This is a genomic window from Bacillus inaquosorum KCTC 13429 (assembly GCF_000332645.1).
Lineage (GTDB): Bacteria > Bacillota > Bacilli > Bacillales > Bacillaceae > Bacillus > Bacillus inaquosorum.
The window spans coordinates 737,890-757,093 of record NZ_AMXN01000001.1 but is presented as its reverse complement, the minus strand read 5'-3'; the positions used below and the strand labels follow the sequence as shown (position 1 = coordinate 757,093).

At 43.1% G+C, this 19,204-nt stretch carries 18 protein-coding genes and 1 pseudogene; 16 read left to right on the top strand and 3 right to left on the bottom strand.

Going from position 1 to position 19,204, the window contains the following annotated elements; all coding sequences use genetic code 11:
- The first annotated feature begins 1 nt into the window (after position 1).
- The 6 genes and pseudogenes from walK to BSI_RS22630 all read left to right on the top strand — a co-directional run.
- Positions 2 to 1,837, top strand: a complete 1,836-nt coding sequence (gene walK, locus BSI_RS17045; protein ID WP_003236524.1) for a cell wall metabolism sensor histidine kinase WalK — start codon at positions 2 to 4, stop codon at positions 1,835 to 1,837.
- Positions 1,827 to 3,194: a WalRK two-component regulatory system regulator WalH gene (gene walH, locus BSI_RS17050; protein ID WP_003236522.1), complete on the top strand. Its 1,368-nt coding sequence runs from the start codon at positions 1,827 to 1,829 to the stop codon at positions 3,192 to 3,194. Before walK ends, walH begins: the two co-directional genes overlap by 11 nt.
- Positions 3,181 to 4,023: a WalRK two-component regulatory system regulator WalI gene (walI, locus tag BSI_RS17055; RefSeq protein ID WP_003236521.1), complete on the top strand. Its 843-nt coding sequence runs from the start codon at positions 3,181 to 3,183 to the stop codon at positions 4,021 to 4,023. The genes walH and walI overlap by 14 nt, the downstream gene beginning before the upstream one ends.
- A gap of 20 nt (positions 4,024 to 4,043) precedes the next feature.
- Complete coding sequence (gene yycJ, locus BSI_RS17060; protein ID WP_003236518.1) at positions 4,044 to 4,838, top strand: exodeoxyribonuclease YycJ; 795 nt, start codon at positions 4,044 to 4,046, stop codon at positions 4,836 to 4,838.
- Positions 4,839 to 4,919: 81 nt separating this feature from the next.
- Positions 4,920 to 6,122 (top strand): serine protease HtrC, encoded by a 1,203-nt coding sequence (htrC, locus tag BSI_RS17065; RefSeq protein ID WP_003236516.1) that lies wholly within the window; start codon positions 4,920 to 4,922, stop codon positions 6,120 to 6,122.
- Between the two features lie 19 nt (positions 6,123 to 6,141).
- Positions 6,142 to 6,266 (top strand): annotated as a pseudogene (locus BSI_RS22630) (hypothetical protein); the annotation flags it as partial.
- Between the two features lie 2 nt (positions 6,267 to 6,268).
- On the opposite strand, the gene BSI_RS17070 reads toward BSI_RS22630, so the two are convergent.
- Together BSI_RS17070 and BSI_RS17075 are read right to left on the bottom strand one after the other, a co-directional pair.
- Positions 6,269 to 6,769: a PepSY domain-containing protein gene (locus BSI_RS17070; protein ID WP_003236515.1), complete on the bottom strand. Its 501-nt coding sequence runs from the start codon at positions 6,767 to 6,769 to the stop codon at positions 6,269 to 6,271.
- Positions 6,770 to 6,939: 170 nt separating this feature from the next.
- The gene (locus BSI_RS17075) at positions 6,940 to 7,839 is read right to left on the bottom strand and encodes a PepSY domain-containing protein (protein ID WP_003236512.1); all 900 of its coding nucleotides are present in this window, start codon (positions 7,837 to 7,839) and stop codon (positions 6,940 to 6,942) included.
- Positions 7,840 to 8,051: 212 nt separating this feature from the next.
- Here BSI_RS17075 and BSI_RS17080 point away from each other — a divergent pair, with 212 nt between their 5' ends.
- Both BSI_RS17080 and BSI_RS17085 read left to right on the top strand, forming a co-directional pair.
- Positions 8,052 to 8,735 carry a response regulator transcription factor gene (locus BSI_RS17080; protein WP_003236510.1) on the top strand — a complete coding sequence of 228 codons (684 nt, stop codon included), beginning with the start codon at positions 8,052 to 8,054 and terminating at the stop codon, positions 8,733 to 8,735.
- Entirely contained in the window at positions 8,732 to 10,183 is a 1,452-nt protein-coding gene (locus tag BSI_RS17085; RefSeq protein ID WP_003236509.1) for a sensor histidine kinase, read from the top strand. The genes BSI_RS17080 and BSI_RS17085 overlap by 4 nt, the downstream gene beginning before the upstream one ends.
- 5 nt (positions 10,184 to 10,188) lie before the next feature.
- Here BSI_RS17085 and rocR read toward each other — a convergent pair whose 3' ends face one another.
- The gene (gene rocR / locus BSI_RS17090; RefSeq protein ID WP_003236508.1) at positions 10,189 to 11,574 is read right to left on the bottom strand and encodes an arginine utilization regulatory protein RocR; all 1,386 of its coding nucleotides are present in this window, start codon (positions 11,572 to 11,574) and stop codon (positions 10,189 to 10,191) included.
- A gap of 230 nt (positions 11,575 to 11,804) precedes the next feature.
- Here rocR and BSI_RS17095 point away from each other — a divergent pair, with 230 nt between their 5' ends.
- The 8 genes from BSI_RS17095 (at position 11,805) to rocF (ending at position 19,192) form a co-directional block, all read left to right on the top strand.
- Positions 11,805 to 12,089 carry an autorepressor SdpR family transcription factor gene (locus BSI_RS17095; RefSeq protein WP_015715052.1) on the top strand — a complete coding sequence of 95 codons (285 nt, stop codon included), beginning with the start codon at positions 11,805 to 11,807 and terminating at the stop codon, positions 12,087 to 12,089.
- Positions 12,089 to 12,724: an SdpI family protein gene (locus BSI_RS17100; RefSeq protein ID WP_003236506.1), complete on the top strand. Its 636-nt coding sequence runs from the start codon at positions 12,089 to 12,091 to the stop codon at positions 12,722 to 12,724. Before BSI_RS17095 ends, BSI_RS17100 begins: the two co-directional genes overlap by 1 nt.
- A gap of 183 nt (positions 12,725 to 12,907) precedes the next feature.
- Positions 12,908 to 13,462, top strand: a complete 555-nt coding sequence (locus BSI_RS0120780; RefSeq protein ID WP_032731765.1) for an SdpA family antimicrobial peptide system protein — start codon at positions 12,908 to 12,910, stop codon at positions 13,460 to 13,462.
- A complete protein-coding gene (locus tag BSI_RS17105) occupies positions 13,447 to 14,400 on the top strand; it encodes a sporulation-delaying protein SdpB family protein (RefSeq protein WP_003236504.1) in 954 nt (317 codons plus the stop codon). The genes BSI_RS0120780 and BSI_RS17105 overlap by 16 nt, the downstream gene beginning before the upstream one ends.
- Before the next feature lie 55 nt (positions 14,401 to 14,455).
- Positions 14,456 to 15,064 (top strand): sporulation delaying protein family toxin, encoded by a 609-nt coding sequence (locus BSI_RS17110; RefSeq protein ID WP_249033915.1) that lies wholly within the window; start codon positions 14,456 to 14,458, stop codon positions 15,062 to 15,064.
- Positions 15,065 to 15,395: 331 nt separating this feature from the next.
- On the top strand, positions 15,396 to 16,601 hold the full coding sequence (rocD, locus tag BSI_RS17115) for an ornithine aminotransferase (RefSeq protein ID WP_003236501.1): 1,206 nt from the start codon (positions 15,396 to 15,398) through the stop codon (positions 16,599 to 16,601).
- A gap of 223 nt (positions 16,602 to 16,824) precedes the next feature.
- Positions 16,825 to 18,228: an amino acid permease gene (locus tag BSI_RS17120; protein WP_003236500.1), complete on the top strand. Its 1,404-nt coding sequence runs from the start codon at positions 16,825 to 16,827 to the stop codon at positions 18,226 to 18,228.
- A 73-nt stretch (positions 18,229 to 18,301) separates the two neighbouring features.
- Positions 18,302 to 19,192 carry an arginase gene (gene rocF, locus BSI_RS17125; RefSeq protein ID WP_003236498.1) on the top strand — a complete coding sequence of 297 codons (891 nt, stop codon included), beginning with the start codon at positions 18,302 to 18,304 and terminating at the stop codon, positions 19,190 to 19,192.
- The last annotated feature ends 12 nt before the right edge of the window (positions 19,193 to 19,204 follow it).

Here is a 19,204-nt window from a genome sequence, read left to right as displayed (position 1 = left end):
TATGAATAAGGTTGGTTTTTTTCGGTCGATCCAATTTAAGATTACCTTGATTTATGTGCTTTTGATTATCATTGCAATGCAAATCATTGGTGTGTATTTTGTCAATCAGGTAGAGAAGTCGCTGATCAGCTCTTATGAACAATCGCTGAATCAGCGAATCGACAACCTTTCTTACTATATCGAACAAGAATATAAAAGCGATAATGACAGCACCGTCATCAAGGATGACGTCAGCCGTATTTTGAATGACTTCACGAAAAGTGATGAGGTTCGGGAAATTAGTTTTGTAGATAAAAGCTATGAAGTGGTCGGTTCTTCAAAACCGTATGGTGAGGAAGTTGCAGGGAAACAAACAACCGATCTGATCTTTAAAAGAATTTTTTCTACTAAACAATCGTATTTAAGAAAGTACTATGACCCGAAAAGCAAAATCAGAGTCCTCATTTCCGCGAAGCCCGTCATGACTGAAAACCAAGAGGTTGTCGGCGCGATCTATGTTGTCGCGAGTATGGAAGAGGTCTTTAATCAAATGAAGACCATCAACACGATACTGGCGTCCGGCACTGGTTTGGCACTCGTTTTGACGGCCCTTCTCGGTATTTTTCTGGCAAGAACCATTACCCATCCGCTTTCGGATATGAGAAAGCAGGCGATGGAGCTTGCGAAAGGGAACTTCTCGAGGAAGGTTAAAAAGTATGGACATGATGAAATTGGGCAGCTAGCCACCACGTTTAATCACTTAACGAGAGAGCTTGAAGATGCCCAGGCGATGACGGAAGGAGAGCGCAGAAAGCTTGCCTCTGTTATTGCCTATATGACAGACGGCGTTATCGCAACAAATCGAAACGGAGCGATTATTCTCTTAAACAGCCCGGCGCTGGAGCTGCTGAACGTTTCACGTGAAACAGCCTTAGAAATGCCGATTACGAGCTTGCTGGGGATTCAAGAGAATTATACATTTGAAGATTTAGTAGAGCAGCAGGATTCTATGCTGCTTGAAATTGAGCGCGATGATCAATTAACGGTGCTTCGCGTGAATTTCTCTGTGATTCAGAGGGAACATGGTAAAATTGATGGTTTAATCGCTGTCATTTACGATGTAACCGAGCAAGAGAAAATGGATCAGGAACGCAGGGAATTCGTTGCGAATGTATCACACGAGCTGCGGACGCCGCTCACGACAATGCGCAGTTATTTAGAGGCGTTAGCTGAGGGTGCGTGGGAAAATAAAGACATTGCCCCGCGTTTCTTAATGGTGACGCAAAATGAAACAGAGCGTATGATCCGGCTTGTCAATGACTTGCTGCAGCTTTCGAAATTTGACAGCAAGGATTATCAATTCAACCGGGAATGGATTCAGATTGTCCGGTTTATGTCGCTTATTATTGACCGTTTTGAAATGACAAAAGAACAGCATGTGGAATTTATCCGCAATCTGCCGGACAGAAATCTGTACGTCGAGATTGACCAGGATAAAATTACCCAGGTGCTCGATAATATTATTTCCAACGCTTTAAAATACTCACCGGAAGGCGGACATGTCACGTTCTCCATTGATGTAAATGAAGAGGAAGAACTCCTCTATATCAGCGTCAAGGATGAAGGGATCGGAATTCCGAAAAAAGATGTCGAAAAAGTCTTTGACCGCTTCTACAGGGTTGATAAAGCGAGAACGAGAAAGCTTGGCGGCACCGGCCTGGGGCTGGCGATTGCAAGAGAAATGGTTCAGGCGCACGGCGGAGATATTTGGGCGGACAGCATAGAAGGAAAAGGCACGACGATTACATTTACTCTTCCATATAAAGAGGAACAAGAGGATGATTGGGATGAAGCGTGAAAATATAAAAACGATATTACTTACGGTACTCGTCGTCATCAGTCTTGTTTTTACGTGGGGGATATGGACGTTCCAGCCAAACTTTTCTGAAGGCTCATCATCAACAGAGTCTACTGTGCGTGAGAAGCATAAAATCGAAAAAAACACCCAAAAGCTGTCTGAAACGATAAGGCCAAGGGAAATGTTTATCCATGATGACGGCGCTCATTACAAAGTGGATAATGAAGCCCTCTATGAAGAAGTCTGGTCTGACTTGCCGCATTGGGATGTAAAAGGAATTAAAGATATCTCTGATCAGTATGACAAGGTTGGATTCAAGAGCTGGTTTTATGGAATAGGCGGTTATGAAGCGAAGCTTGACTTGCAATTCAGTGACACGATTCCTATTGATATATTCCAAACGCTGTTTAAATGGTCTAATCAGTCGTTTGAATACAGTTCGTTTGATCATATTCTGATTCCGTTCAATGAAACAAAAGCGAACAAGAAAATCTATTTGGTGTCTTACAGCAAACAGCTCATTCTGGAAGTGACCGTTGAATCGGCAAACTACCGGAACATTATGAACGACTTGGAAAACAGGCAATCAAACATGCCGGCGTACAGTTTGTTCTCAATTGGCTCTAAAAAAGAATTCCTGCTGCCGAACAAACCGCTTACGATGGACAAAAAAGAGTTTGTCACAGAATCGATTAAAACTAACACCTTTAAGCAGGCTTTGTTCAGCGATCCGAGCATTGTAAGAGAAGATTCGAATTACAACAACAGAAATGTCCTGACAGATGGGATCAGCCGGTTAGATGTGAATCTAAGCCAGCGCCAGGTGCAATTCCAGCAGCGCAATTTAGTGCAGAGCACATCCTATCAAACAGGTGAATTAATCAAAAAGAGCCAAAAATACCTTGAGGATACGGGAAGCTGGACGGATCACTATCAATTTTTCAATATCAATGACAGCCAGCAGCTGAGCTTCTATATCTTTATGGATCAGATGCCGGTCATTAACAGCACCGCCAAACCGTTCGGAGCGACATCGGCGATTACGGTGCAGTGGGCGAACGATGATATTCTCAGCTATAAGCGGCCGAATTACAGTCTCGGAACGAACCCGATTAAAACAAGTGAGACAGAGCTGATGAGCGGCAGCGAGGTGAAGATGCTGCTTGCCAAACAAACCGCTTATGATACGGACAAAATTGATCAGATCTTCCTTGCTTATCAATTGGTATCAACATCAACCAACGATGATCCTCTTGTTGAACTGGAACCGGTCTGGGCGATGAAAGTAAATGGAAAAATTGTGCCGATCACAAAGGATTTATTGATGAAGGAGGGGGCAAACAGTGGAGTGGAATAAGACAAAATCAATCTTCATCGTTGCCTTCCTCATTTTAGATATTTTCTTAGGTTATCAGTTTTTTCAAAAATGGCAGGCGACCAGCAAGGAATATGAGGTCATTAAAAATGATGTCGAGCATGATATGAAGGCCGACCATATCACGTATGAAGGCCTGAATAAGGAAGCGACAGAAGGCTACCGGATCACAGCAAATCAAAAGACCTTCACCAAGGAGGAAATTGAGGCGCTGAAGGATCAAAAGCCTTTGATGGACATGCCTAGTGATGATCATAAAGTAACGAGCCTGAAAATGAAGTTCACGAATCCGATCGCCCTATCAAAGAAGAATATCGAGGACGATGCTCAGACGCTTGTTTCTTCGAAAATCCAAGATGGCGAAAAATATAAGCTTTGGAAGGTTGATAAATCGAAGAAAGAAATTGTTTTCTTCCAAACGTATGAAGGTCATTATATTTACCAGAAGACCGACAATTCCTCTAATATGATCGGGCAAGTGGTGCTGCACTTAAACGCTAAAAACGAGGTTGTGTCGTACGACCAGACAACGCTTGAGACCTTTAAGCAAATTCAGAAAGAAAGCTTAATCACTGAAATGGATGCGGTTGAGCTATTGTACTATCAAAATCAATTAAAAGAATACAGCACTGTGAAGAGCTGTAAATTCGGCTACGTAGCACAATATCCGCTGACAAGTACGCAGGTGCTGGCACCGGTATGGAGAATTACGGTCGAGTACGATAAAAAGGTGAACGGTGAGAAAAAGACAGTACAAGAGTATTTTACTGTGAATGCTTTGGAGAGTACGATTTTAGATACAGATCAATGAAAATAATGGAGTGAACAGACATGAGCTTGCAATTTAGCGTACTTGCGAGCGGGAGTACGGGAAATGCGTTTTACCTCGAAACAGAGGATCACGCATTTTTAGTGGACGCCGGTTTGAGCGGGAAAGCCATGGATGGACTGATGGCGCAGATCGGGCGTAAGCTGGATGATGTAGACGGCATTTTTGTGACGCATGAGCATAGTGACCATATTAAGGGACTCGGTGTGGTCGCCAGAAAGTACAAGCTTCCGATTTATGCGAATGAGAAGACATGGAAAGCGATGGAGAACCATATCGGCAAAATAGACACCGATCAAAAATTTGTGTTTCCGATGGAGACGGTGAAGTCGTTCGGCGGACTTGACGTGGAATCGTTTGGCGTCTCTCACGACGCGGCGGAACCCATGTTTTATGTATTCCATTATAACGGCCGAAAGCTCGCATTAATGACAGATACGGGATACGTCAGCGACCGGATGAAAGGGATCATCCGGTCAGCGAATGTGTTTGTGTTTGAAAGCAATCACGATGTCGGTATGCTGCAAATGGGAAGATACCCGTGGAGCATTAAGCGGCGGATTTTAAGTGACGTGGGGCACGTTTCAAATGAAGATGCTGCCTTGGCGATGACCGATGTCATTGGCGATGAGACGTCACGAATTTACTTGGCACATTTGAGCCAGGACAACAACATGAAGGAGCTGGCGAGAATGTCTGTGCAGCAGACATTAGCTTCTAAAGGGTTTGTGACGGGTGAGACATTTGATTTGTATGACACCGATCCGAAGAAGGCCACGCCGCTTTGCGCTGTATAATTTTTCTATGTAAATCATGACTATTATAGGAGTTTCTAACCCACAATATAACCATATTAACGTTCTTGGAAAGGATGGAATATGGTGGATTACGATCGTGAGGAAGAACATACTACTCCTGAACAGCCAAAGAGAAGCAAAAAAGGATATTTCCTTTCTAGTCTGATTGGCGTGATTGTCGGTGCCGTATTAATGGCGTTTATCATGCCGTACCTGTCAAATGAAGGGTTAGATACGGGCGCCTTAGATCAGCAGCAGAACAACAATGGCCAAGAATCAATCCGAACGGTGAATGTCAGTGTCAACAACGCCGTCACCAAGATTGTCAGCAATGTGTCGCCCGCCGTTGTCGGTGTTGTGAACATCCAAAAATCAGATATTTGGGGAGAGAGCGGCGAGGCTGGGAGCGGCTCAGGCGTCATCTATAAGAAAAATGACAACTCCGCTTATGTCGTGACCAACCATCATGTTATCGAGGGCGCTTCCCAAATTGAAATCAGCCTGAAAGACGGCTCGCGTGTATCGGCTGACCTTGTCGGCAGCGACCAGCTGATGGACCTGGCTGTTTTACGGGTGAAAAGCAATAAAATAAAAGCAGTCGCCGACTTCGGAAATTCAGATAAAGTGAAATCAGGGGAGCCGGTTATTGCGATTGGCAACCCGTTAGGCCTTGAGTTTGCAGGCTCTGTCACACAGGGGGTCATCTCAGGTACGGAGAGGGCAATTCCAGTGGATTCAAACGATGACGGACAGCCTGACTGGAACGCAGAAGTCCTGCAAACAGATGCGGCCATTAACCCTGGGAACAGCGGCGGCGCTTTGTTAAATATGGACGGGAAAGTCATTGGCATCAATTCAATGAAAATTGCCGAGTCGGCGGTTGAAGGGATTGGCCTGTCGATTCCGTCTAAGCTTGTGATTCCGGTGATAGAGGATCTGGAGAAATATGGCGAAGTCAAACGACCGTTCCTTGGCATTGAAATGAAATCGCTAAGCGACATCGCAAGCTATCATTGGGATGAAACACTGAAGCTTCCTAAGGATGTCACCAATGGCGCGGTTGTGATGGGTGTCGACGCCTTTTCACCTGCCGGAAAAGCAGGGCTTAAGGAACTGGATGTCATCACGGAATTTGACGGACACAAAGTAAATGATATTGTTGATTTGCGGAAACGGCTTTATCAGAAAAAAGTCGGTGACCGGGTGAAGGTGAGGTTTTACCGCGGCGGAAAAGAAAAATCCGTTGATATTAAGCTCTCCTCCGCAGACCAATTAGGAAGTTAACAAAAGCAGTCTGGCACCGTTGCCAGACTGCTTTTTCATGCAAAAAAAACTGAACGAGGGTCAGCCCGTTCAGTTGAAAAAGGATATATCGAATATGAAGAAAAATACAAGATGGGTGTTACACGTGAAACAGCAGGCAGTGCCTGTCAGCTGCAAATGCTTCCGTTTTCAGCGTTTACTTTAATGGTTTGTTCCGTGTGGTTGCTGGCTGAGATTTTAATGAAGTACACATAGATGCCATTTTCTTTCTTCAATGCAGAAGATTTTACTGTGCCTTTGCATTTGTTCAGCGCAATGCTTTGAGCTTTTGCTTTTGTGATTGCGGCTTGTTTGTTTTCAACGTGGTGTTTGACGACTTTTCCGCTGCTGCAGTTGACGTTGAAGGTGTGAACTTTGCCGTCCTCACCTAGCACTTTAATGACATAGACATAAACGCCGTCTACTTTCTTCATTTGTGCTGATTGAACCGCGCCTTTGCAGTTGTGTAATGCCACAGTTTTCGCTTTAGAAAGCGTAATAGAAGCCTGCTGCTGTGTTTGGACTTTAGCAGTGTCCTCTTTATGCAGAACAGCCGCGTGTGCGGAAGATAAAGAACTGATTGAGATAACAGCGCCTAAAGCAGCTGCTGATAATATTTTTACATTCATTTTTACGTCCTCCTTAGATGATGATGTAAAAAGAACTGAACGCGGGTCACGCACGTTCAGTTTAAAAAGTATTTAGAAAAAGGTAGACATGAACTTAGAACTTCGTGTTAAAACAAGACTGGTGTTACACGTTGAATTGCAGTTGTTTCACTGCTGGCAAGTATCAATTTTTATTTGCAAATGCTTCCGTTTTCAGCGTTCACTTTCACTGTTTGCTCAGTGTGGTTTTGGGCAGTGATTTTAATCACGTAAACGTATTTACCGTTTTCTTTCTTCAAAGCAGAAGATTTCACTGTTCCTTTGCATTTGTTTAGGGCAATGTTATGTGCTTTTGTTTTCGTAATGGCTGCGTTTTTCTTTTGCACTTCTTGTTTTACGATTTTACCGCTGTCACAGTTGACATGGATTGTATGAGTACTGCCATCTTCGCCAAGCACTTTTACAACGTAGATGTAAACGCCATTTTCTTTCTTCAGATCAGAAGATTGAACTGCGCCTTTGTATTTGTTCAGTGCGATTTGATGCGCTTTTGTTTTTGAAATATGTGCTTGTTTCTTTTGCTCGTGTTTTGCGACTTTGCCGTTTTCTCCATTGATATGGAACGTGTGAAGGCTGCCGTCTTCACCCATTACTTTCACGACATAAACGTAAACGCCATTTTCTTTCTTCAGTTCAGAAGATTGAACCGCACCTTTGCAGTTTTTCAAAGCAATAGAATGAGCTTTTGATTTGCTGATGTAGCTTTGTTTCTTTTGAATGTCATGCTTCACAACTTTACCGCTGTCGCAGTTGACGTTCATCGTATGCTGTTTGCCGTCCTCACCGAGAACTTTGACAACATATACGTAAGTGCCGTTCACTTTCTTCATTTGGGCAGATTGAACAGTACCTTTGCATTTGTTCAAAGCAACTTGTTTTGCTTTTGCTATTGTGATGGAAGCCTGCTGCTTCGTCTCGACCTTCGCTGATGTATCATCCTTTTGAATGACAGCGGCATGAGCGGAAGTTAAAGAACTGATTGAAAGAATCGTTCCCAGCGCGGCTCCTGATAAAACTTTAGTGATATTCATGTGTTGTTCCTCCTTTGATTTCACTGTTGGCTGAACCAACTAAGGCTATTGTATAGGCCGAAGCTGAAAATCAAATGAGGGCTGGCTGAAAACTTGCTGAATTCAGCTGATTTTTAGGGAAGATTCAGTTGGTTTTCAGATAAAAACGAATAATAGGAGGGGAAGGGAAAAAACTAATCAGAGGTTTATGCCAACTAAGGAGAGAGCACAGCATGAATAGGATGAAAGGCATCAAGATTTTGCTCGTGGACGATGAACCGGCGATATTAGATTTTTTGACAATGGGACTTGAAAATGAAGGCTTTGAAGTCAAGACCGCGGCTGACGGAATGACAGCAATGAACATCGCAAAAACATTTCAGCCGCATGTGGCCATCCTGGATGTGATGATGCCCGGAATGGATGGACTGGAAGTATCGAGAATGATGAAAAAAACCGGCCATACCGCCGTTATTATGCTTACGGCAAAGGATGAGGTGGGGGTTCGGGTAAAAGCGCTGACAGAGGGCGCTGATGATTATATGATCAAACCCTTCAGCTTTGAAGAGCTGCTGGCGCGTATCTATGCAAGAATTCGGGATCACTTCCCTAACCTGTTCGAAGAAGTGACGCTCGGCCCGTTCCGGATTGACGATCGGCGCAGAGAAATCCGTTATCAGGAAGAGGTGCTGAAGCTTTCGGCAACAGAATACGAACTGCTGAAATTATTGGTGCTGAATCATGGCCTTGTGCTCAGTAAAGCAAGGATTCTGGATAAAGTATGGGGCTATGACTTTTATGGCGAAGAAAATATTGTCGAAGTGTACATCCGTTCCTTGCGGGAAAAATTGAATGACAAAACACATGAAGTGATCCGGACGGTACGGGGCGCGGGCTATCGAGTGGATATTGAATGAAAAAACGATTCAAAACGCTTCGCTTTCAGCTTTTATTCCGCTCGTTGTGCATTCTTGTTCTTCTATTGGTGTTTGTCGGCGCCATGCAATATGTGTTTGGAAAACGCCTTTTATATGAAAACCGCGCTGTCAGCATTCAAAGTTATATCAACTCGACGGAGCCGACCATATGGAAAAACATTGAAAGATACAAAAGCAATCCCGACGGCTCGCACAAGTCAGATGGTGCTGTCCGTCCCGCCTTTATTTATCCGGGTGTGACAATTGTTTTTATCGATAAAAAAACAAAAGCCAGCACGGTATTGTCGACGGACCCATATGCGGGAGCACCGCCAACATTTAAAAAAAGTATATATGATGAGGCATTGAAAGACACGATGGCCCTGCATTACAGAATCACGAAAAATGAAGCAGGCGAGGAAGCGCTGGTTGTGTTTCAGGCTATTAATATTGATGGAAAAGAAGCAGGCGTGATCCAAATGAGTGCTTTAACAGCACCGCTGAAGGATGTGCTGCTCCGGCAAATCAGCATTTACTCCACGCTCTCGCTCGTCGCGCTCCTGCTCGGGCTTTTTACATTCCTGCCCGTGGTCAGACATACGCTCAAACCGTTATCACAAATGGTACATATGATGGGGCATATCAATGCGGGAAATTTGAATAAAAGACTTCCTGTTTATCGAAAACAAATGGAAATCGATACGCTTGCCATTTCGTTTAATCACATGCTGGAGCGGATTGAAACGTCATTCAAAGCAGAAAAAGAAGCGAAGGAGCGTATCCGGCAATTTGTATCAGACGCTTCGCATGAGCTGAGAACGCCTTTAACGTCCATACACGGCTTTATAGAAGTGCTGCTGCGGGGCGCAGCGCTTCAGCCGGAGCAGCGAGAAAGAGCGCTGAATAGTATGTATGAAGAATCGAAGAGAGCTACTCGGCTGATAGAGGACCTGCTGTTTTTGGCAAAAATCGATCGGGTGCCGAGCTTTGAAATGAAGAGAGGCGATCTCGATTCGCTCATAAGGGAAATGGAGCCGCAGCTCAGTCTGCTTGCGAAAGAAAGAAAACTGCAGCTGCTGCTTGAAGCTCATGCTGAAGCGGTGTTTGACGGGGATAAAATGAAACAAGTCATTTTGAATTTGGTTTACAACGCGATGCAGTATACGGATGAGAAAACCGGTGCCATCACCATCTCGCTGCAAAAAAACGATGACGGCGTCATGCTGATGATAGCGGACAACGGCACAGGCATCGCACCGGAGCACTTGCCGCATTTATTTAACCGATTTTACAGGGCAGACCCATCCCGTTCCCGAAAATATGGAGGTTCGGGATTGGGGCTTGCCATTACAAAGTCGATTATCGACAGCCATAATGGGACGATTGACGTCAAAAGTGAAATCGGCAGAGGCACTGTTTTTCTGATCAGACTTCCTGCGACAGAATAGGGCTGTTACTCGGCAGGCGAGTGGGAAAATTTCTTCAGCCGGTATTGAAGGCTTTGTCTGCTGATGCCAAGCTCCTGAGCAGCTTTCGAGATGTTATGGCCGTGTTTTCTTAACACGTTCTCAATCACATATTTTTCGAAGCTCTCCATTTTTTCTTTTAAGTCCGCGGCCGGCTGGTGTCTTGGTGCTTCAGGCTCTGGGGTATCAGCCGGTTTGATTTTCATGCGGTATTGATAGGGCAGGTGGGAAGCCGTAATCGTTTGCTCATCCGTCATGAAATTCATTGCGCCTTCGATCATATGCTCAAGCTCCCGAATATTTCCCGGCCAGTCATAAGACATGAAAAATTGCTTCACGTCTTCGCTGATGTGTTCGACATTCATTTGGAACAGGTGGTTGTTTTTTTGGATAAACTCTGACGCGAGAAGCAAAATGTCTTCTTTCCGTTCCCGAAGCGGCGGGATGATCAGTGTTACGACGCTCAGCCTGTAATACAAGTCCTTCCGCATCCGTTCACCCGCAATCGCATCAATCGGGTCTTCATTCATCGTGGCAATAATACGCACGTCAATCGGTGTATCCTTTGTCGAACCGATGCGCCTGATTTTCCGTTCTTGAAGAGCGCGGAGCAGTTTTGCCTGAAGACTCAGGTTCAGCGAGTTGATTTCATCTAACAGCAGCGTGCCGCCATGGGCTTGTTCAAACAGGCCGGGCTGGTCTACAGCGCCGGTAAATGCGCCTTTTTTCGTTCCAAACAAAATGCTTTCCACAAGGCTGTCTGGCAGCGCCGCGCAGTTTTGTGAAATAAACGGGCCCCCTGAGCGGTCGCTGCCATTATGGATACTTTGCGCGAACAGCTCTTTTCCCGTGCCGGTTTCGCCTGCGAGAAGGACAGATGATGATGTGCGCGTTGCCCGCTTGGCGTTTTCGATGACGTCTTGAATGGCCGGGCTGGTGCCGAGAATGCTGTCAAATGTATAGGTTGTGCTGCCTTTTTTGTTCATATTCTCCCTGATCAGCCGTTCAAGCTTTGTCACATCCTTGGCAATTTCGACTGCGCCCCTGATTTTGCCGTCTTGGACGATGGGATATGTATGATTGATCGTCGTGATTTCCTGACCTTTATTATTGAAGTAGCTCTGCTTCACATTTTTAATTGTTTTGCCTTCCTGAAGAGCCTGTACCAGGGTGCTGTCCTGCTGTTTCGAAAACATAAACACATCCATCAGGTTTTTATTCAGGACGTCATGCTTCTCCATATCTTCAATCTGCATCATTTTGTTGTTATAAACGATCGTGTTTCCATGCTCGTCTACTACGTGCAGGCCAACATCGATTTCATCCAAAATGCTTTGAAAAACCAATGTGAGGAATTCGCTGTCTTTGACCACTGTATAAACCTCCCTCAATTATTTTCTTAATATTGCTTCTATTTTATAAAAGAATGGAGTGGATATGCAAAAGAATTTTGCACTTAGGATTTGTATTACAGTTAATCCTAATATCGTTTTATCGTAAAGGAAGGAAATACTGGTGTTGTATATTGACTGGAAAAATAAAATGTTTTATTATTTAGGTAAATATCTAAATCCTAATGTTTACCAAAAGGGGGGAGGATTATTTGAATAAGGCTTTTAAAGCTCTGGCCGATCCTACAAGGAGAAGGATTTTGGATTTGTTAAAACAACAAGATTTAACAGCCGGGCAAATTGCTGACCAATTTGATATGTCAAAACCTAGTATTTCTCATCACTTAAATATTTTAAAGAACACTGATTTAGTACGAGACCAAAAAAAGGGCCAATTTATTATTTATTCTTTAAATACTACTGTACTTCAAGATCTTATTGGCTGGTTTTTTTCCCTTACAGATACAGACCATGACAAGAAGGAAGGTGGAGAATGATGAAAAAATATTTCTTTGCACTAATTATGATAGCCTTAACAATTTTAGCTTGGGTTATAACATATTCACACTTACCTAATGAATTGGCAACACACTGGGGTATAAGTGGTGAAGCAGATGACTTTTCAAAGAAACCTACGGCCATAGCAACGTTGGTAGGTATAATGATAGTACAATATATTCTTATGGTGCTTATTCCTAAAATTGATCCCCGACGAAACTATCCGACCTTTACTCGTGCATACTTATCTATTTTTAATACCATGTTTCTCGTCTTATTTCTCATTAATTTGATTACAATATTGACGGGGCTGGGTGTTAAACTTCCTATTCCATATTTAGGTTCATTTATTCTTGGAGCTATATTTATGGTTTTTGGTAATTTTATTCAGCAGGTTAGACCGAATTTTTTCTTGGGAATTAGAACTCCTTGGACATTAAGCAGTGAAAATGTATGGAGGCTTACACATAGATTGAGTTCAAGAATATTTGTTCTAGCCGGAATCATTATTGTTTTAACTGCATTTATTCCTGAGTCTTTTACCGAGCCGATTATTTTTATAGCGGCAATAGGTAGTATACTCTTATCCGTATTCGCATCTTATTTCATATATCAAAAAGAGCTAAATAAATAGCCGGGTTATGTTTCCTATTTAAAGAGGTTAGAGTCTTATTCTAACCTCTTTTTAACTGGGAAAAAATAACTAAATATTAAAAAACTCTTCATTTTTCATATAGCCTATGATAATATTTTTCTGTATTTTATGGGTTTATTTAGAAATAAATAGGATAAATTGTAATCGGGAGAGTGTTCATAATTGAACGATTTTAGTAGTGATAAAAGTAGAATAGGCCTCTTTTTTTTAACAATTTGTGCATGTCTAACGATCTTGCTTTTCTCAAGTATCATAGTTGCATTACCGAAAAATCCTCTCTCGACAACTGTTAGAGCAGAGTTTTTGGTGAAACAATTTATTCCACAGGGATGGGGGTTTTACAGTAGGGATCCAAGATCTGATCATCTTTATGCATACAGTATGAGTGGAGATACAGATATGCTTTCATGGCCAAATAACAAAATAAGAAATGTATTTGGACTTAATAGATATGGCAGAGCACAGGGCATAGAACTTGGGTTACTTATTTCTAAACTACCAAGTTCATTAAAGTGGAAAACATGCGATAAGGATGCAAAGAATTGTCTTGATGAGATGAAGGTACAAGCGGACATTGCAAACCCTACGCCTAATGCTTCACTTTGTGGTGATCTGGGAATCGTAAGCGGAAGTCTTGTTCCATGGGCATGGAGCCAATATAAGGTCGTTCCAACTTCTAAGGTTATGAGGGTGAATGTAAAATGTTCGAAACGTTAAACACTAAAATTTATAAGTGGGCAAATGATAACGTACCTTGGACCAATGTCTATGGTTTGGCAAGAAGTATTATGGCGTTATCTACAGCTTTAACACTTGCTTTAAATGATTCTAGCATTTTCTTTAGACCGGGTGCAGGACAAGAAACACCGTATTGTAATGGAACATATAGCATTTTTTGTACAGTGCCTAATAACCATATATACCTTAATTTAATACGATGGATTTGTGTCATCTTATTACTGGTTGTTGTGTCAGGCTGGAGGCCCAGATTGACTGGAATTATACATTGGTGGATATCTTATAGTTTACAAGTATCCGCTATGACTATTGATGGGGGAGAGCAAGTGAGTGCAGTTTTTACGTTACTACTCCTGCCTATAACTTTGACCGATTCAAGAAAATGGCATTGGGAAAATATAAAGACTGGTACAGATCTAATCAACAAGAAAGATTTATATTTTCGAGTCATAGCACTTACAACTTTTGTATTTATTAGAATCCAAATTGCAATTTTATATTTTAATTCAGCTACGGCAAAATTAGCTGATCAAGATTGGTTAAATGGAACGGCTGTTTATTATTATGCTCAAGATCCAATGTTAGGTTTTCCGCCTTTATTACATACCTTATTTAATGACTTTTTGTCATCACCTTTAGTTGTAATTCCAACTTGGGGAACTTTAATTATTCAATTGTTATTATTTGCATTTTTATTTTCACCTAAATTATATCGAAAATATATGTTTATTATTGCAATACTTATGCATGAAATTTTTGCAGTAATGTTTGGTCTTATAAGTTTTTCAATGATTATGCTAGGTATTTTAATTCTCTATTTAAGGCCCTTAGAAAAACAATTTCATTTTTCATTAGGAAAACGGTTTTACATTAGCCATTTATTTATGAAAAGGGGTGATGCAGGAAAGTCATTATAGATATTGTTTTTGTTGTCACTAGTCGTAGCCATAGGAATAAAAATCGGGAGGAGAAATGGATATGCGTTTAGCGGCTCAAGATTTAAAACTTAAATTGGTCTATTTAATGCTCATTGTGTTGGTTGTATCTATATTTTCTGGTGCAACACCTATTACTCAAGCAAAGAATCTACATAAATACTCAGGTGAAGAAATTTTTGCTGGAATTGTTTTTGGTCAAGGTGAAATCTCGAAAAAATTTCCTGAAATTTGGAACACCAACGATTATAATGTTAGAAATTCAGATAAATCTAAAGAACTTACTCAATTGTTAATAAGTGAAATGAAAAAAATCGATTCTCAATATTTTAACGATTTGAAAAAATCGGTTTATGAAAAGGATCTTAAATTAATTGATGAGGAATTCAGCAAGGGTGGAGATCTTTTAAAAGAAGCTGCTGAGAAGGTTAACATGGGCAGTTCTGAACATGCGGATTTAGTCTCAGGGAAATGTGTTGAAACTCTGGGTGCTGCTATTTTTGTTTTGGTACTAGCAGCAGGTGGCGCTGTAGACTATCTGTACGTTTACAATGCAACTAAATTTTGGGGAATAACTTCTAATGATAAAGAGTCTAAACTTGCGACAGAGATGTTTGTTAAGGATGTTGCAGATAAACTGAACTAAGAACTATAGGTAAAAGGCGTAATCATAATTTAGATTACGCCTTTTTATAGTGGAAATATTTCTTATAAATGTCATTCTTATTTTAATTTTTTAATTAAAAGGATCTTTTTATCCGACTTGTGAATACCTTCTTTGTTGATATATTCATTTGAACTGCAAAATAATTTTGCCCTTACTGAAGTCTTTTTGCTCGAAATATCAGAATCTTTTTGCACCTTGTCCTCGAAAATTGTAGAAAACACACGAAATCTTGATTTGGCACAGAACTTGCATTTATAAAAAGGGAAAGCAGGATAACATGTGGAAACAGAAAACAAGGGGGAATTCAAATATGCCAGCTTTATCTAAATCCAAGGAAATTATTGATCAGACGTCTCATTACGGAGCTAACAATTATCATCCGCTCCCGATTGTTATTTCTGAAGCGCTGGGTGCTTGGGTAAAGGACCCGGAAGGCAATGAATATATGGATATGCTGAGTGCTTATTCTGCAGTAAACCAGGGTCACAGACATCCAAAAATCATTCAGGCATTGAAGGATCAGGCTGATAAAATCACCCTCACGTCACGCGCGTTTCACAACGATCAGCTTGGACCGTTTTACGAAAAAACAGCTAAACTGACAGGCAAAGAGATGATTCTGCCGATGAATACAGGAGCTGAAGCGGTTGAATCCGCGGTGAAAGCGGCGAGACGCTGGGCTTATGAAGTAAAAGGCGTAGCAGACAACCAAGCGGAAATCATCGCATGTGTCGGGAACTTCCACGGCCGCACAATGCTGGCGGTATCTCTTTCTTCTGAAGAGGAATATAAAAGAGGATTCGGCCCGATGCTTCCGGGAATCAAATTAATCCCGTACGGTGATGCGGAAGCGCTTCGTCAGGCCATTACGCCGAATACAGCTGCGTTCTTATTCGAACCAATTCAAGGCGAAGCGGGAATTGTCATTCCGCCTGAAGGGTTTTTGCAGGAAGCAGCGGCGATTTGTAAGGAAGAGAATGTCCTGTTTATTGCGGATGAAATTCAGACCGGTCTTGGACGTACAGGCAAGACGTTTGCCTGTGATTGGGACGACATTGTTCCGGATATGTATATCTTGGGCAAAGCGCTTGGCGGCGGTGTGTTCCCGATCTCATGCATTGCGGCGGACCGCGAGATATTAGGCGTGTTTAACCCGGGCTCACACGGCTCTACATTTGGCGGGAACCCGCTGGCATGTGCAGTGTCTATCGCCTCATTGGAAGTGCTGGAGGATGAAAAGCTGGCGGATCGTTCTCTTGAGCTTGGCGAATACTTTAAAAGCGAGCTTGAGAGCATTGATAACCCTGTCATTAAAGAAGTCCGCGGCAGAGGGCTGTTTATCGGTGTGGAATTGACGGAAGCCGCACGTCCGTATTGTGAGCGTTTGAAGGAAGAAGGGCTTTTATGCAAGGAAACGCATGATACAGTCATTCGTTTTGCACCGCCATTAATCATTTCCAAAGAGGATTTGGATTGGGCGATAGAGAAAATTAAGCACGTGCTGCAAAACGCATAAATCCGCACCATGGCGGGATATTCACTTCGTTTGTATAAATTTACAACAGAAAAATCAGCACTCCCTATTTGCTCAGCTACAGTATTTTAGTATAATGTATCTTTATGAGAAGAAGTGAATTTTATATTAAATAGATAGAGACTCTTTGGACAGCAAACTGGGATACGCACCATGTAGATGTTCCAGCTTAGATCCAATACAAGTTGCTGAAGGGGTGCAGAATGTGAATACTAACCAAGATAACGGAAATCAGCTCCAGCGGACGATGAAATCACGCCACTTGTTCATGATTTCATTGGGTGGAGTGATCGGAACCGGTTTCTTCCTTGGAACCGGGTTTACCATAAACCAGGCGGGACCGCTCGGCGCGGTTCTGTCCTATTTAGTGGGCGGCTTTATCATGTTTTTGACCATGCTCTGCTTAGGGGAGCTTGCGGTCGCCTTTCCTGTGTCGGGGTCCTTCCAGACCTATGCGACAAAATTTATCAGTCCGGCCTTCGGGTTTTCGTTCGGCTGGCTGTACTGGCTCGGCTGGGCGGTTACATGCGCCATTGAATTCTTATCAGCGGGGCAGCTGATGCAACGTTGGTTTCCGCACATAGACGTGTGGATCTGGTGTCTGGTATTTGCGGCATTGATGTTTGTATTAAATGCGATCACCACAAAAGCCTTTGCAGAATCTGAATTTTGGTTTTCAGGCATTAAAATTTTGATTATCCTTTTATTTATTATTCTTGGCGGAGCCGCCATGTTTGGCCTGATTGATCTGAAAGGCGGAGAACAAGCGCCGTTTCTGACGCATTTTTATGAAGACGGGTTATTCCCGAACGGCATAAAGGCAATGCTGATTACGATGATTACCGTGAACTTCGCGTTCCAGGGAACTGAGCTGATCGGAGTTGCAGCCGGAGAAAGTGAAGACCCTGAAAAAACGATTCCGCGGTCCATTAAACAGACAGTATGGAGAACGCTTGTCTTCTTTGTGCTTTCAATCATTGTCATTGCCGGCATGATTCCGTGGAAACAGGCGGGAGTCGTGGAAAGTCCATTTGTTGCCGTATTTGAGCAAATCGGAATTCCATATGCCGCTGATATTATGAACTTTGTTATATTGATTGCGCTGTTATCTGTTGCGAACTCAGGTTTATACGCATCGACACGTATCCTGTACGCGATGGCGAATGAAGGACAGGCCTTCAAAGCGCTGGGCAAAACAAATCAGCGCGGTGTGCCGATGTACTCGTTAATCGTAACGATGGCTGTGGCCTGCCTGTCACTTCTGACAAAATTTGCGCAGGCTGAAACCGTATATATGGTGCTATTATCATTGGCGGGCATGAGCGCACAGGTAGGCTGGATTACGATTTCGCTTTCCCAAATCATGTTCAGACGCAAATATATCCGCGAAGGCGGCAAGACGGAAGATTTGAAATTCAAAACACCGCTGTATCCGGCGCTTCCGCTGATCGGCCTGACGTTAAATACGGTCGTTCTCATCAGTCTTGCATTTGATCCGGAGCAGCGTATCGCGCTGTATTGCGGCGTACCGTTTATGGTCATTTGCTACATCATTTATCATGTCGTCATTAAAAAACGCCAGCAGGCAAATCGTCAGCTAGAGCTTTAAAAACGTTGTCCGCAAGTCATCTTTGTTATAACCCGCATAGGACATTATCTTATATGTTGAGGTGGAATCACAGATGGATAAAACGATTTCGGTTATTGGAATGCCAATGGATTTAGGACAAGCACGACGCGGAGTGGACATGGGCCCGAGTGCCATCCGGTACGCCCATTTGATCGAGAGGCTGTCAGACATGGGGTATACGGTTGAAGATCTCGGTGACATTCCGATCAACCGCGAAAAGATCAAAAATGACGAGGAACTGAAAAACCTGAATTCTGTTTTGGCGGGAAATGAAAAACTGGCTCAGAAGGTCAACCAAGTCATCGAAGAGAAAAAATTCCCGCTTGTCCTGGGCGGCGACCACAGTATTGCGATCGGCACGCTGGCAGGCACAGCGAAGCATTACGATAATCTCGGCGTCATCTGGTATGACGCGCACGGCGACCTGAATACACTGGAAACATCACCATCCGGAAATATTCACGGCATGCCGCTTGCCGTCAGCCTTGGCATCGGCCACGAGTCATTGGTTAACCTTGAAGGCTACGGGCCTAAAATCAAACCGGAAAACGTCGTCATCATCGGCGCCCGGTCACTTGATGAAGGAGAGCGCAAGTATATTAAGGAAAGCGGCATGAAGGTGTACACGATGCACGAAATCGACCGTCTCGGCATGACAAAGGTGATCGAAGAAACCCTTGATTACTTATCAGCGTGTGACGGCGTCCATCTCAGCCTTGATCTGGACGGACTTGATCCGAACGACGCACCGGGTGTCGGAACTCCTGTCGTCGGCGGCATCAGCTACCGGGAGAGCCATCTGGCTATGGAAATGCTGTATGACGCAGGCATCATCACCTCAGCTGAATTCGTTGAGGTCAACCCGATTCTTGATCATGAAAACAAGACTGGCCAAACAGCAGTAGAGCTCGTTGAATCCTTGCTAGGGAAGAAATTGCTGTAACAAAAAACCCCC